At 69.5% G+C, this 12381-nt stretch carries 11 protein-coding genes and 3 pseudogenes; 4 read left to right on the top strand and 10 right to left on the bottom strand.

The features are described 5' to 3' along the window. The first annotated feature begins 318 nt into the window (after positions 1-318). Positions 319-456, top strand: a complete 138-nt coding sequence (locus tag CCS38_RS32395) for a hypothetical protein (RefSeq protein WP_223736892.1) — start codon at positions 319-321, stop codon at positions 454-456. Between the two features lie 654 nt (positions 457-1110). Further along, on the top strand, positions 1111-1782 hold the full coding sequence (locus CCS38_RS35610; protein WP_223736891.1) for a glycosyltransferase: 672 nt from the start codon (positions 1111-1113) through the stop codon (positions 1780-1782). Between the two features lie 255 nt (positions 1783-2037). On the opposite strand, the gene CCS38_RS32385 is transcribed toward CCS38_RS35610, so the two are convergent. The 3 genes and pseudogenes from CCS38_RS32385 to CCS38_RS32375 all read right to left on the bottom strand — a co-directional run bounded on the left by CCS38_RS32385 (position 2038) and on the right by CCS38_RS32375 (position 4522). Next, positions 2038-2541 carry a class I SAM-dependent methyltransferase gene (locus CCS38_RS32385; RefSeq protein WP_223736890.1) on the bottom strand — a complete coding sequence of 168 codons (504 nt, stop codon included), beginning with the start codon at positions 2539-2541 and terminating at the stop codon, positions 2038-2040. An 11-nt stretch (positions 2542-2552) separates the two neighbouring features. After that, a pseudogene (locus CCS38_RS32380) lies at positions 2553-3919 on the bottom strand (MFS transporter). Next, a pseudogene (locus tag CCS38_RS32375) lies at positions 3916-4522 on the bottom strand (ArsR/SmtB family transcription factor). The pseudogenes CCS38_RS32380 and CCS38_RS32375 overlap by 4 nt, the downstream one beginning before the upstream one ends. Positions 4523-5882: 1360 nt before the next feature. Between CCS38_RS32375 and CCS38_RS32370 the strand changes: the two are divergent. Beyond that, entirely contained in the window at positions 5883-6377 is a 495-nt protein-coding gene (locus CCS38_RS32370; RefSeq protein WP_223736889.1) for a ribonuclease FAU-1 family protein, read from the top strand. 229 nt (positions 6378-6606) lie between these two features. Here the strand turns inward: CCS38_RS32370 and CCS38_RS35425 are convergent, their stop codons facing one another. The 3 genes and pseudogenes from CCS38_RS35425 to CCS38_RS32360 all read right to left on the bottom strand — a co-directional run. Next, complete coding sequence (locus tag CCS38_RS35425) at positions 6607-6738, bottom strand: hypothetical protein (RefSeq protein WP_263302828.1); 132 nt, start codon at positions 6736-6738, stop codon at positions 6607-6609. Further along, complete coding sequence (locus CCS38_RS32365; protein WP_223736888.1) at positions 6735-6944, bottom strand: hypothetical protein; 210 nt, start codon at positions 6942-6944, stop codon at positions 6735-6737. The genes CCS38_RS35425 and CCS38_RS32365 overlap by 4 nt, the downstream gene beginning before the upstream one ends. Before the next feature lie 138 nt (positions 6945-7082). After that, positions 7083-7205 (bottom strand): annotated as a pseudogene (locus CCS38_RS32360) (DUF6087 family protein); the annotation flags it as partial. Positions 7206-7366: 161 nt separating this feature from the next. Between CCS38_RS32360 and otr(A) the strand changes: the two are divergent. Then, positions 7367-9247: a tetracycline resistance ribosomal protection protein Otr(A) gene (gene otr(A), locus CCS38_RS32355; RefSeq protein ID WP_223736886.1), complete on the top strand. Its 1881-nt coding sequence runs from the start codon at positions 7367-7369 to the stop codon at positions 9245-9247. An 825-nt stretch (positions 9248-10072) separates the two neighbouring features. Here otr(A) and CCS38_RS32350 read toward each other — a convergent pair. The 4 genes from CCS38_RS32350 to CCS38_RS35805 form a co-directional block, all read right to left on the bottom strand. Then, the gene (locus CCS38_RS32350) at positions 10073-10810 is read right to left on the bottom strand and encodes a GAF and ANTAR domain-containing protein (RefSeq protein WP_223736885.1); all 738 of its coding nucleotides are present in this window, start codon (positions 10808-10810) and stop codon (positions 10073-10075) included. Next, the gene (locus CCS38_RS32345; protein ID WP_223736884.1) at positions 10810-11502 is read right to left on the bottom strand and encodes a GAF and ANTAR domain-containing protein; all 693 of its coding nucleotides are present in this window, start codon (positions 11500-11502) and stop codon (positions 10810-10812) included. The genes CCS38_RS32350 and CCS38_RS32345 overlap by 1 nt, the downstream gene beginning before the upstream one ends. 525 nt (positions 11503-12027) lie before the next feature. Next, the gene (locus tag CCS38_RS35605) at positions 12028-12153 is read right to left on the bottom strand and encodes a hypothetical protein (RefSeq protein ID WP_308050905.1); all 126 of its coding nucleotides are present in this window, start codon (positions 12151-12153) and stop codon (positions 12028-12030) included. A gap of 74 nt (positions 12154-12227) precedes the next feature. Then, positions 12228-12381: DUF6087 family protein (locus CCS38_RS35805; protein WP_372457183.1), on the bottom strand; the 154-nt coding region annotated here is incomplete at its 5' end.

Raw genomic sequence — 12381 nt, 5'->3', positions numbered from 1 at the left:
CCTCACGATGACCACCGGCCCCTCAGCGCACCCGCCAAACCACCGCTCTCCATGCACCCGCATCTCCTACGAGCACTCTCTGTGCGCCCACTTCGCCTACGCCCGGCCTCCCTGCACATACGCCAAGGATCCTCCGACCGGCACGCGCGTCCGCCAACGGGCGAAAGAGGCATCCTCCCGCAATCCGGGACCGGAAACGGTCCGACACGCGGCCCCGCAAGGCGAGCCACCCCTCCACCCCGAAAGGCCACACCAAAACCCCTGCTGCTCGGCCAGGCGCACGGCGGTGGCCTGGCGGCGGTTCAGACGGTGGGTGAGATGTTCGAAGGCGAGGCGCCCGTCGGCCCAGATGACCAGTCCGCCGTCCAGGACGACGCCGTACGGCAGCGCGGCGGCCGCGGCGACCAGCTCCGGAAAGGCGCCGGTGAGGTCAGTGCCGTGACGGCGTGGTGGTAGGTGGTGGTTATCTGCTGGCGCTGCGGGTCAAAGGTGTGCTGCTGCCTACATCGCGTTGGTGTCACGACAGGCTGGGACGAACCCGTCAGCGCGGTTTCCTGGTCAAGGAGATGACCCGTAGATGCGAGTTCTGTGTACCGCTGTCTGCGGCCCTTCTCACGGGCGCGGTCAGCTGCCGTTGTTGCGTGCCTTGGCAGCGGCTGGGCACAAGGTCCACGTCGTCACGATGCCCTCTGTCGCCGCTGTCTTCCAGGGTGAGGGCCTGGATGTCATCAGCTGCATGCCGGACTGCTTTCCAGTCACCTTCATGGACTCCGCGCCGGAACTCGCCACGGGTGCGTACACCATGGAGGAGGTGGGCGACCTGATGATGCGGGCGATCTCGGGGCCGATGGCACGGCACCTGTACAAGGCCGTGTTGCCCGTCGTGCAGGAGCTGCGCCCGCACATGGTTCTGCGGGACGGGATGGACCTGAGCGCCTGTCTGGTCGCCGAGCGTCTCGGCGTTCCGCACCTTCCTACCCCTTCCGGACGGAGCAACATCCTCGACCCCGGTTCGCACCTGCCCGAACTGAATGCTGTACGCGAGGGGGTGGGTTTGTCGGTGCGCGAGGATCCGTTGTCCTTTGCGCCGTACGGGCGCGGGTGGACTATGTGCCTCCGGAATTCTCCTTCGCATTGCATTTGCCGCCCTCGCTGGCCTACCAGCAGCCCGCGGCCGTGGAGCGTTGCGCTGCGCTGCCGCGCTGGGTGGCTGAGCTGCCGGCCGAGCGGCCCCTCGTGTTCGCCGCCCTCGGCATGACTTTGCCGAGGTTGCACAGGCACATGAAGGCGACTGAAAACGCACGTCCAGTGATCCGTGGCGGCCCGGACCCGGCCACGGAGCTGAACACGATGGTGCGGGCCGCAGCCCTGCTGGAGGGCTGCAACGTGATCGTGGCCACCGGCGGACTGCCCGTCGACGGTGTGCCATGGCCTCCGCACGTTCACCTGGTCGAGCGGCTGGCACAGCCGCTGCTGCTGGAGGCAGCCGAGCTGTTCTTGACCCATGGCGGCTTCAACAGCATCCGCGAAGCGCTGCGAACCACCACACCGATGGCCGTGCTGCCACAGTTTTCCGACCAGCTGCCCAATGCCCGACGGGTGCAGGAAATCGGCCTTGGCCGGGAGGTGACCGACCGTACACCTGAAGGGATGGCAGCCGTGCTCAGCGAGTTGCTGAATGACCGCGGCGTGGCGGCCACCGCACACCGCGGCCGCCTGGCGATGCTGGCCCTTCCCGGGATGGAGAGGGCGGTGACTGACTTGGAGATGCTGGTCGGCTAGTTTCCCGTGTCAGCCCCTCTGGTGGTGGGCTGTCTCCTTCTACAGGAGCTCTGCTGCATCAGCGGCCGCCGCGCGCACAGGCGGAGATTGACCGGCTCATCGCCTCCTGCCCTGTTGCACGGCCCGATCGGAGTGAAGGTCACGTCGATGAAACCGCCGGTGCGCAGGGCCTGCTCGTATGCGATCCGGCTCCAACACCGTACTGCCAGGCAGACCGGTGGTGTGGTGTGGATGTTCAGGGTGCATTTGTCGCCGTCACGGACGGGTTTGGGCCGGTCGACGGACAAAGCATCGCGGACGACGCCGGTGGGCAGGTCGGTGTTGCCTAACAACGGCGACCAGGCGTCCACCGGGCCTGAGGTGAGCGAACAAGCGATGACACATGCGGTGCAAGGCGTGTTTGGTGTCGGCGTAATGCAGGACGCTGATCGCGGTCACGAGGCCGAAGACGCCCCGCGGCTCCAGATGGATGAGGTCGGCCGTCTTGTATTTGATGCCGAGCGGGTCGCGTTTCTCCGTTTCTTGGGCGGCGGCCACCATCGCCGGGCTTGAATCCACTCCGAGCGTCTGGGCTGCTCCCTGCTGATGCAGGAGCCGGGTGTAGATGCCTGTTCCGCATCCGGCATCCAGCACTGCGGTGCCTGCGAGACTGCCAATGGCTTCCAGTACGGTCGGAATCTCGACGTTGTCTCGGTACGGGCCGATCACCCGCTCGACTTCAGCCATGCGGCCGGCGACACCGTCATACTGTGCGGTCAATGTTCTCCCCTTCAGGAGATGCATCTGCGGCTCTTGCGGCTTCGGCTTTGTCCGTAGGGATCACCGGAGGACTCAGTGCCTTGCTGAGGTCGCCGCTCGCGGATGCGACACCCATCCATGCGGTCCATCTCTCGCCATTCCCGCCGCGACCCCGTCAGGTTCGTGGTGAGGAAGTACGCGGCCGCGCCGGCAAGCAGCACCGGGACAAGTCCGAAGGGGGCCGCCGCCGCCCCGGCGACCAGGCCACCCAGAGGGATACCGGCCCAGGCCAGCGAGTCACCCAGAGCATTGACCTGACCCAACATCCGGCGCGGAATCCGCTCGAAAATTACGGCCCCCAGCAACGGGTTGAGGAAGCCGGCACCGAATCCACTGACCGTGAAGACGGCCAGCACCGCCGCCATCGGTGCATCGAAGGCGAGGACCAGGAATCTGGGTGCCCCGGCCAGCAGGAATCCGGCGAAGTACACCGCCCGGCGCGGAAGCCGGTGCGCGACCGTCGCGGCGACGAGGCTTCCAGCGACCGCCGCGGCTCCCAATGTGCTGCCCATTAGACCGATGGCGGTCGGCCCGTTGCCGGACTCTCTGGCCCAGACCGGCATGAGCACCGCTCCGAACGCCGCGTCAAGCAGGTTGGTGATCCCAACCATGGCGATGACGGTGAGCAGCAACGGCTCGCCGCGCAGGAAGGTGAAGCCCTCGCCGAACCGTCGCCAGTAACCCGTCCCCGCCGCGGTCTGCGAGGTGGCTTCCTCGGCTGCGTGCCCCATGCCGCGAGGCAGTGCCAGTGCGATGATCACGGATCCGAGAGCGAAGCAACCCGCGTTGACGGCAAGTCCCGCGAGGGGGCCGAGCAGCACCGACCAGGGAGCCACCGGCTGCCGGGCCGACGGTGCAGCGAGCCGCTCGACCACACCGGTCAGACCGGTGGCGCGTTCCAGCGACACCCTGCCGCGCTCGGCTGCCGCCGGACCATGACTTCCTTTGCGAGATCGCCTGGGCCGCGAGCCGCGCCGATCAGCGCGACCAGGGCAAGCAGGAGCGGAAAGGACAGGAGGTTCAGGGCATGCAACACGGGGACTGTGGCGGCGGCGGTTGCGCTGGCCAGGTCTGTGCTCCAAGAAACGGCACGCGGGCCGATCCGGTCCACCAGTGGTCCGGTCAACGCCTTGGCCACCACGTAGGGGGTCATCTCGCAGAAGGCGACGAGTCCGGTCTGGGTTGCACTACCAGTCGTGACGAGCACGAACCAGGCCAGGGCAACGGCTGAGACCCGAGTGCCGGTCAACGACACGGCCATGGCCGCCAGCACCCCGCCCAGCGGCTGTAAGGACCTCTTGCCGGATATGCCGACCGCGCCAGAAACATCCGCCGTCACGGCGTCTGCGTCCCTGTCGCTTTTCGAGGGCTGGGTGCGTCCGCCGCAGTAGCAGGCACATCCAGTTCGGGCAGAACGTGTGTGATGACCCCGACTCGCTCGGCTCCCTCAGGGGCACTTACCGCTGTCTCCGGGGTGTCCGGCCGGTAGCGCGCGGACGTCCCTCAACTCCTGGTGCAGGGCGGCCGTCTCCTCAGGCGTGAGCCGCAGAGCCCAGTCGCTCATGTCGAAGTTGTCCCGCCAGGTGCGGGGCATCGTCTGCAGCTCGTTGAGCGCCTGCTGGGCGCGAAGTGTGTAGGTGGCGGCGACCGACTGCAGGTAGGCCAGCGTGCTCTCGGGTTCCCGGTCGGCCGAGCCCGGGTCGTTGAAGTACGTCATGTGGTGCACCGATCGCCACCAGCGCTCTCGCGCGTTACCGCGCTCGGTGTCCTCCTCGACAAACCCTGGCGCGCCGAGTTGGCGAAGGTGGTAGCTGGCTGTGCCGGAGTTCACGCCCAGCCGCTCGGCCAGCCGGGTGGCCGTCGATGGACCGGACTTCCGCAGCAGCCCGACCAACTGCACGCGCACGGGGTGCGCCAGGGCACGCAGTCCCTTGGCATCCAGAACTACCGCGCCCGCTTCGACTTGCGGGCCATCGCGCCTCGCGCTCGTGTCAGCCGTACCGCGACCACAGACTGCAAAGACTCCTTCGCGAAGGCTTCTTTGCGAAGAAATGTTTGGCAATTCCGTTTTGGAGTAAGCTTTGACGCCTACGGCCCTGATCTGGTGACCGTCCCGAGCCCGCCCGTTCACGGGGGCTGATGGTGCGCGGACCGCGCACTCAGGTAGACGTTCCAGTCGCGGGTGGCCCGACGGGACCACTGAAGGCGGAGGCAGTGCTGACGCCCAGCGTCTCGCCAAGGACGGAGGCAGGAAGGTCAGTCGCCAGCGCGAGGAGCGCGGTGTTCCGGCACGGGTGAGCCGGCAGGCCGTGGCGTCGGAGCTTGCGGGCGAGGGTAGCGGCGGACATGGGTACCTGCGGCATAGCCAGGGAAGATCCAAGAAGTGCGGCCAGTGGTGCGGCCGACGGCCGAGTCGGGCTGGGCCTGGTCTGCTTGCCGACACAGGAGGCGGTAGACGGCCGGCGGTAGCAGGGCAGGGTCCTCGCCGAGGATGAGAGACGGCTCGTTGGCGTCGGTCAGGTCGGCGGCAGTGAGTTCCATGATGCGGGTGATCGGTATTCCGTACAGCAGCATCACGGCGCCGGCCGCCCGGACGTCCAGCGGCAACGCCTCACCCCGTAGGAAACGTTGCAGGTGTGCCCAATGGTCCGCCTGGTCCCACCAGCGGTGAGGATCATCTTTGGGTCGGTCCGGGACCTCGTGTTCACCGGTCAGGTGACGGCGGTGGGCCCAGCGCAGGAAGTCCCGCACCTGTTGGCGTCCCGGATGCTCGGACAGCCACCGGTCGATCTCGGCTTGAGGTCGGCCAGCCGGAGGTCGTGGTTGCTCAGCCAGATGAGAAAGGCCGTGGCGCAGCGGATGGTGCGGCGTACCCGCGCTGCGCTGGCTGGGGTGAAGCGGGTTCGGGCCGCTCGGCGTCGGGCTGGCGCAGGACCGACCATTCTGCGTAGGCGCGCAGCGTGTGTCGGCTGCGGGAGGGGCGTTCGGCGAGGATGCGCTCAAGCCAGGGCTGCAGCCCGGCGATGGCCTCGTTGCGAGGCGGGAGAATCCCTAGGTGGACGAGGGTGGCCCGCAGGCTTGCCGGGCCGTGGCCGGGGCCGGCTGCGTCGAGGGCCTCGTGACTAGCGGGAGGGCATTCATGGACGTCACGATCACCGCCGCGGCCATTGCCGTTATAGGTACTCTACTCGGCTCGATTATCAGCAGCCGGCTCCAAGGACGCGCGGCTTAACGGGCCGTGACGGTTTCTCAGTACGATCAACGGGCGAGGCACGTGCGAGACTGAGGACTGGGGCAGTGGGATGCGGCAACTGATGGACGTGGTGCTGACCAAGGCTGGTCGGGTCAAGATTCGGTACCAGGCGGACGTACTCGCCGACGACGGCTCGCAGATCTCTGTGACCGCGCCGTGGGCGGCGCCAGGGGTGCGGGACTTCGGTTTCGTGCGCTTCGAGCCGGGTGACGTGTTCATCGAGCACTACTGGCGCGACCGCTGGTACGCCGTCAAGGAGGTCCGGGACGGCTCCGGGGTACTCAAGGGCTGGTACTGCGACATCACCCGCCCCTCAGTGGTCCGGCAGCCGGCCGAAGGGCCGGCGGAGATCCTCGTCGAGGACCTCGAACTCGACCTGTGGGTGTCGGCGGACGGCAACGAGATACTGCGGCTGGACGAGGACGAGTTCGAGGCGAGCGGGCACGCCGAGAGCGACCCGGAGGCCGCTCGCCAGGCGGTCGCGGCCCTGGACGAACTGGAGCGGCTCGCCAAGAACGGTACGCTGCCCGGTCTGCTGGCCTGACCCAGGGTGCCCGTGGCTGCGACTTCGTCAGACCCCGGGGCCCGACGCGGCGGCCGCGGCAAGGGCGCTCGCGGAGGCGGACTGCAGGGAGGTGTCCGGGGACCCGGGCCCCGGGGTGCAGTACCCCGCCGATACCTTCAACTACCGGCAGAGCCCCCTTCGCATGCCGCCAGAGCCGTGCGTCATCGTCGAGGGGTTCCGGCTGCGATCGACAGTTCAGAGCGGTTGGTTACCCGAGCCAGAGGATGTCGCTGACACGGAACTCGCGCAGCTCGGTGTGGCCGGTGGTGCGCATCCTCTCCAGGACGCCGGCGGCGTCCTGGGCGAGGGAGATGCTCCAGCCCCGTGCGGGACTGCTCACTGCTCACCGCCGAGTGGGGCTGGCGGGGGAACGAGGCCGCGGCCGGCGGCGGTGTCGGCCAGGCGCTGCTCGCGGTCGGGCTGCTGATCGAACATCGCTTCCATCCACCACTTCCGCAGCGTGGTGTTCAAGGTCTCGCCTTCCTCGGCCTGGCCGATCTCCGCGTAGAAGGCCATGCGCTTGGCGCCGCCCAGGGCGCCGGCCACGGCGTCGATCTGTGCGGGAGCGGGCGGACCCTGGGGTCTGCGGAGTGTTCGGGCTGGGCGCTCATCGGCTCCTCCAAGCGGTCTCGCTGTCACGGTACGCGACCGCGGCGGGGACCACGAAGATGTTCTCCGCCTTCGTTACCAAGGCTCCGGGCCCGGCTTGTCGGGGCGCATCAGGTCCTGGGCGGCGGCGAGGTCGGCGACGACCGCGACCAGCTTCCAGCTCTGTCCGTCCCAGCGGACCACCGCGCGGGGCGCGTCGGGATCGAGAGCCCACCCTGGAAATTCGGTTGCTCAAACCCGAAGGCACGCCATGATGGCCGTACTCACACCGCCGAACCTCGGGAGACCCCGAATGCGCCGACTCCTCGGAACGACCCAGCGCCCCCACTGGCTCACGATTCTCGAGGACTCGACCACGCATGCACACCCTGAACATCGGCATTCTGGCCCACGTCGACGCCGGTAAGACCAGCCTCACCGAGCGGCTCCTCTTCGACGGCGGCGTGATCGACCGGCTCGGCAGTGTCGACGCCGGCAACACCCGCACCGACGACGGGGAGATCGAGCGCCGGCGCGGCATCACGATCCGCTCAGCCGTCGCCGCCTTCACCGTCGGCGACGTCCAGATCAACCTCATCGACACCCCCGGGCACTCCGACTTCGTCGCCGAGGTCGAGCGTGCCCTGGAGGTCCTCGACGGCGCGGTGCTGCTGCTCTCCGCCGTGGAGGGCGTCCAGGCCAGGACGCGCGTCCTGCTGAAGACCCTGCGGCGGCTCGGCCTGCCCACGCTCGTCTTCGTCAACAAGATCGACCGAGCGGGCGCCCGCCAGATGGGCCTGCTCGACGACGTCCGGCGCCTGCTCACCCCGTACGTCGTACCGCTCACGGGAGTCGAGGACATCGGCACGCCGCACGCCCGCGTCGTACCGCGTCCGCTCACCGCACCCGGAGTGGCCACCACGCTCGCCGAGGTCGACACCGGGATCCTCGCCGCGCTCGTGGACGGCCCCACCCCGACCGAGGACGACCTGCGGGCCGCGCTCGCCGCGCACACCGCCGACGGCTCCCTGCATCCGCTGTTCTTCGGCTGCGCGCTGGACGGGCAGGGCGTCGCCGAACTCGTCGAGGGCATCGTCCGCTTCCTGCCTGCACCCACGCCCGAGTGGCATGGCACCGGGGCGGCTCCCCGGGGCACCGTATTCGCCGTACGGTCCGGCCTCGGCGGCGAACGGAGGGCCTATGTCAGGTTGCACGAGGGCGAGGTGACGCACCGGCAGCGGTTGACCTTCCTGCGGCGCGAGGCCGACGGGCGCACGACGGAGGTGGCGGGCCGGGCGCTGGAGCTCACCGTGGTCGGGCGGCCGGGGGCGTCGCCCCTCACCGCGGGGAACATCGCCGAGCTGCGCGGTGTCCCCGGCATCCGCGTCGGCGACCGGCTCGGGGAGGCCACCGACAGGGCGCCCCAGTTCGCCGCGCCGACCCTGGAGACCCTGGTGAGGGCACGGCACCCCGAGCAGGCGGCGCGCCTGCGGTCGGCGCTGCTCGCCCTGGCCGATCAGGATCCGCTGCTGCACGCCCGGCCCGCGGGCTCCGGCGCCACCGCGCTGCTCCTGTACGGCGAGGTGCAGAAGGAGGTCATCGCGGCGATGCTCGCCGAGGACTTCGGTATCGAGGCGGACTTCGAGCCGAGCCGTGTGCGGTTCCTGGAGCGCCCGGCGGGCATCGGGGAGGCGTATGAGGAGATGCCGTGGCTCGACCAGACGCACTACATGGCCACAATCGGCCTGTGCGTCGAGCCGGGCGCCCGCGGTTCGGGCGTGGTCTTCGCGTACGAGACCGAACTCGGCGCCCTGCCCCGCGCCTACCACCAGGCCATCGAGGACACGGTCCACGCGACGCTGCGCTCCGGCCCGCACGGCCGGGCGGTGACCGACTGCCGGGTCACGCTCGTCCGGTCCGGCTTCTCCTCGCAGCACAGCACGGCCGCCGACTTCCGCGCGCTCACGCCGTACGTCCTGCTCCGGGCCCTGGACAGGGCGGGCACGCGGGTGTACGAGCCCTACCACGCCTTCGAAGTCGAACTCCCCCTGGACGTGCTGGCGCCGGTGACGGCTCGGCTCGCCGCGTACGGAACTGAGTTCGGGGAGACGACAGGCGGCCGTACCGCATGGCTGATCACCGGCGAACTCCCGGCGCGGCACGTGCGGGACATGGAACTGTGCTTGCCCGGGCTAACCCGCGGTGAGGGCGTGTGGTGGTCACGGCCGTCGGGGGACCGGCCGCTGCGGGCGGCGCGCTGAGGACCGCGTCGGCGCGCAGGCTCTTAGCCGGGGAAGCGAACGTTCCCGACACCGGCAGGGCCACCTCGGTCTCCCGGCCTCGCAGGTGCCCCATGCCTCGAGGGCGCGCCGGCAGCGGCCGGGGCTCGTCCGTGTCCTCGCCGCGGCGTGCGACCGGTTTCGTGGGCAGCGGCGGCGACTGCCGGAACGCGTCGATGGTGTCGGTGACTGCCAGGGCGTGCGCGGCGCCGGCCTTCGCGGTCTCCCGCGCTGTGCCGCCCATCTCCCGCACAGGCCGGCCACCGGGCCCCAGGAGCGAGGCGCGGCCCACCGACTCCACCAGACCGCCCTGACGCAGGTCCTTGCAGGCGTCCCAGCCGCGTCGAACTCCGAGTTCATAGCCGAAAAAATGCATCGCCGAATCGCCGTTCGCAGCACAGTGGGCTTGTACGCTTCGCCTCGGCTACTCACTCCCCTGGTGCTGCCAAGACCCCGCAGCGCCAGCGGGGGCGGGCACCGTTCCGTTAGCGGTGTTCGTCCCCGGAGGGGCGCGCAACGCGACTGGGTTTCCTCGTACATGTTTCTTTCCGCCGATTCTGTTGACTGGCCCGGCGGCAGGTCAGTTGTCCGTCACAGCGGTAATGTCCCTCTCGCTTTCTGCCGAGCAGCCATGCGCCCCGAGCCAACAAGCTGATCAGTGCGCTCGCAGTCAGCGAGCTCGCTGCTCGTGCAGCGCACGTCGGCCTGGGAGCACCACGTATGTCGCTGGCTTCGTGTGAGCCGGTAGCTTTCAGCGTGCGCGGCACGGTGGGTGTCCGTCCCCCCGACCACCCGCAGCGCGCGGGCCTACTCCTCCTTGGGGGGCCAGGTGCGGGTGCGCATGATTTCCCGGGCGAGGTCGTGGATTCTGACGCGGTGTGAGCGGGCGTAGCTGCGCAGGATGGTGAAGGCGGTATCGGAATTCGTGTCCAGGTGGCCGGCGAGGAAGCCCTTGGCCTGCTCGATGATCAGGCGGGTGTCGAAGGCACGTTGCAGTTGGTCGACCAGGATCTTCTGGTGGGCGACGGTCTGGTGGGTGCTCAGTGCGATGGCGGCAGTGTCGGCCAGGGCCTGGGCGTAGGTGCGGTCGGTGGCGGTGAAGGGGCTGGCGTCGCTGCGGTAGAAGACCAGCACACCGCGGATGGTGCGGCCCTTGCGCATCGGGGCGGCGTACAGGGCGTGAAAGCCGGCATCGGTGGCAGGCGAGCGCTGCTGGGGCCAGGCGGAGGCAGCAGCGGACAGGTCGGTCACGGAGACTGCGTCTCCGCTGGTGTATGCGGCGGTGCTGGGGCCGCTGGCGTGAGCTGCGTGGGCCGCGAAGGAGGCGGCGGCGGCCGAGGAAGCTGCCACGGTCTCCAGATCCCCGTCAGCGTCGGGCATTTCCATACTCAGAGCGCTGCGGGGCACCAGGCAGGCGGCGTGCCGCAGCACCAACGCGGCGTGGGAATCCAAGTCGAACGGAGTGTCGCTGGTTGTGGTCAACGCCAGCAGAGCGTCGACCAGTGCCTGCTGCCGTGGTTCGCCCGGCGCGGGGGAACCGGACATCATGGCAGTTCCTCCACGGGGAGCCGCCGTTTGAGGAGGTCGTCGGCCACCTCGGCCAGCGGGCGCTGTTCGACGAAGGCGTGCGCACGCAGCCGGGCCAGCGCCTGATCCGCATTCAGGTCCAGGCGGGAGACGAGGAAGCCGACGGCCTGCGAGATCACGGCGAGCGGCGGCGGGATGAGTGCAACCTCTTCCTCGCCCTGATCGGAGGTGATCAGGGTGTGGGCGTCGTGTAGCAACAGCACCGCTGCCGCTGCCGCGTAGGCTGCCGCCATCCGTTCCCCGGTCATCGACAGCGCTCCTGCGGCTGAGCGGTAGAGCGAGAGCACCGCCACCACCTGTTCGTGTAGCAGCACCGGGAAGGTGAACACCGCCCGGATGCCTGCCTCCCACGCCTGCCCGGCGAACACCGGCCAGTGCTGCGCGGGCCCATCCGCCCCCAGGTCCTCCACCAGTACCGGCCGCCGCTCCACATGCGTCTCGATACAAGGGCCCTCGCCCAAGTCGAACTGCAAGGCTTCGCCCGGTTCGGCCAGCCAGCCGTGCGTGCTGACCGTCAGCCGGGCCCCGGCCGTGGGATGTATCGCTACGGTCAGCCCCACGGCATCGATATCCGGCACCACACGCTGGCAGTGCTCGGATACCTCGGCCAGCCCTCCCCCTGCTGTCAGCATGGCCACCAGCACGGCCACCAGCTCCGTATCCGACGATGGCACCCCGCTCATCGGGGACCCGACCCACGCGGCTGGTATAAGCACGTTCCCTCTACCGGGTGCATTCCATGCCCCGATCTCCTGAACGCCCACTACCAGCCGTGCAGCCGAAAGCGCCCGCCCGGGCTACCGCAGGACTTCAGATAGCGCCCCGGCTGGGGCACAACCGTCCCACTCCCTCATGGTAGGGCAGAACATGTGCCAAGCCCGGCCTTTTCCGACCCAGTTGTCGTAAGCCACCTGGCGTATGTACAGCCCGTCCGCCCCCGCGCCGACGGGCTCTCGCGTTCGGCCTGGGCCTTGGGGGCGAGCCGGGCCGGCCAGGCGTTGCTCACCGTCGGGACCCGGTGTCCTCTTCAAAGGGGATGCCATCGGAGTCGTCCATGCCGGAGGCGAGGAAAGCGTCCACGGCCGGCGCGGCGTCGAGGCGAACCTGCCACTCGCGGACGACGTCGTACAGCAGGCCAGGCTGTAGCTGTGCCGGGAGTCCTCCAACGCCTTGCTTCAGTCCCGCTCGAAGGCCGGCACCCAGCGGTCGGCGCGGCGGTCGGCGCGGATCCGCGCGAGCAGCTGCGCGGCGGCCGCCGGGGCCGGCGGCGAGGCGGGCGCGTGCTCGGGCTGTGCACTCATGGAGTCCTCCAGGCGGGTCTCGCGCTCACGGTACGCGGCCGCGGCGGGGCCGAGGGAGGCTTCGGGCCGCCTGCTTACCAGGGCTCCGGGCCGGGCTTGGCCGGGCGCATCAGGTCCTGGGCGGCGGCAAGGTTGTCGACGATCGCGACCAGCTCCCAATGCTGTCCGTCCCAGCGGACCACCGCACGGGGCGCGTCGGGGGCGATGTGCGCGGCGCGGCCGCGTACC

The sequence above is a fragment of the Streptomyces purpurogeneiscleroticus genome (assembly GCF_020024005.1).
Taxonomy (GTDB): domain Bacteria; phylum Actinomycetota; class Actinomycetes; order Streptomycetales; family Streptomycetaceae; genus Streptomyces; species Streptomyces purpurogeneiscleroticus.
Note: the sequence above shows the minus strand (reverse complement) of the source record. Positions and strands in the feature narration are given on the sequence as shown.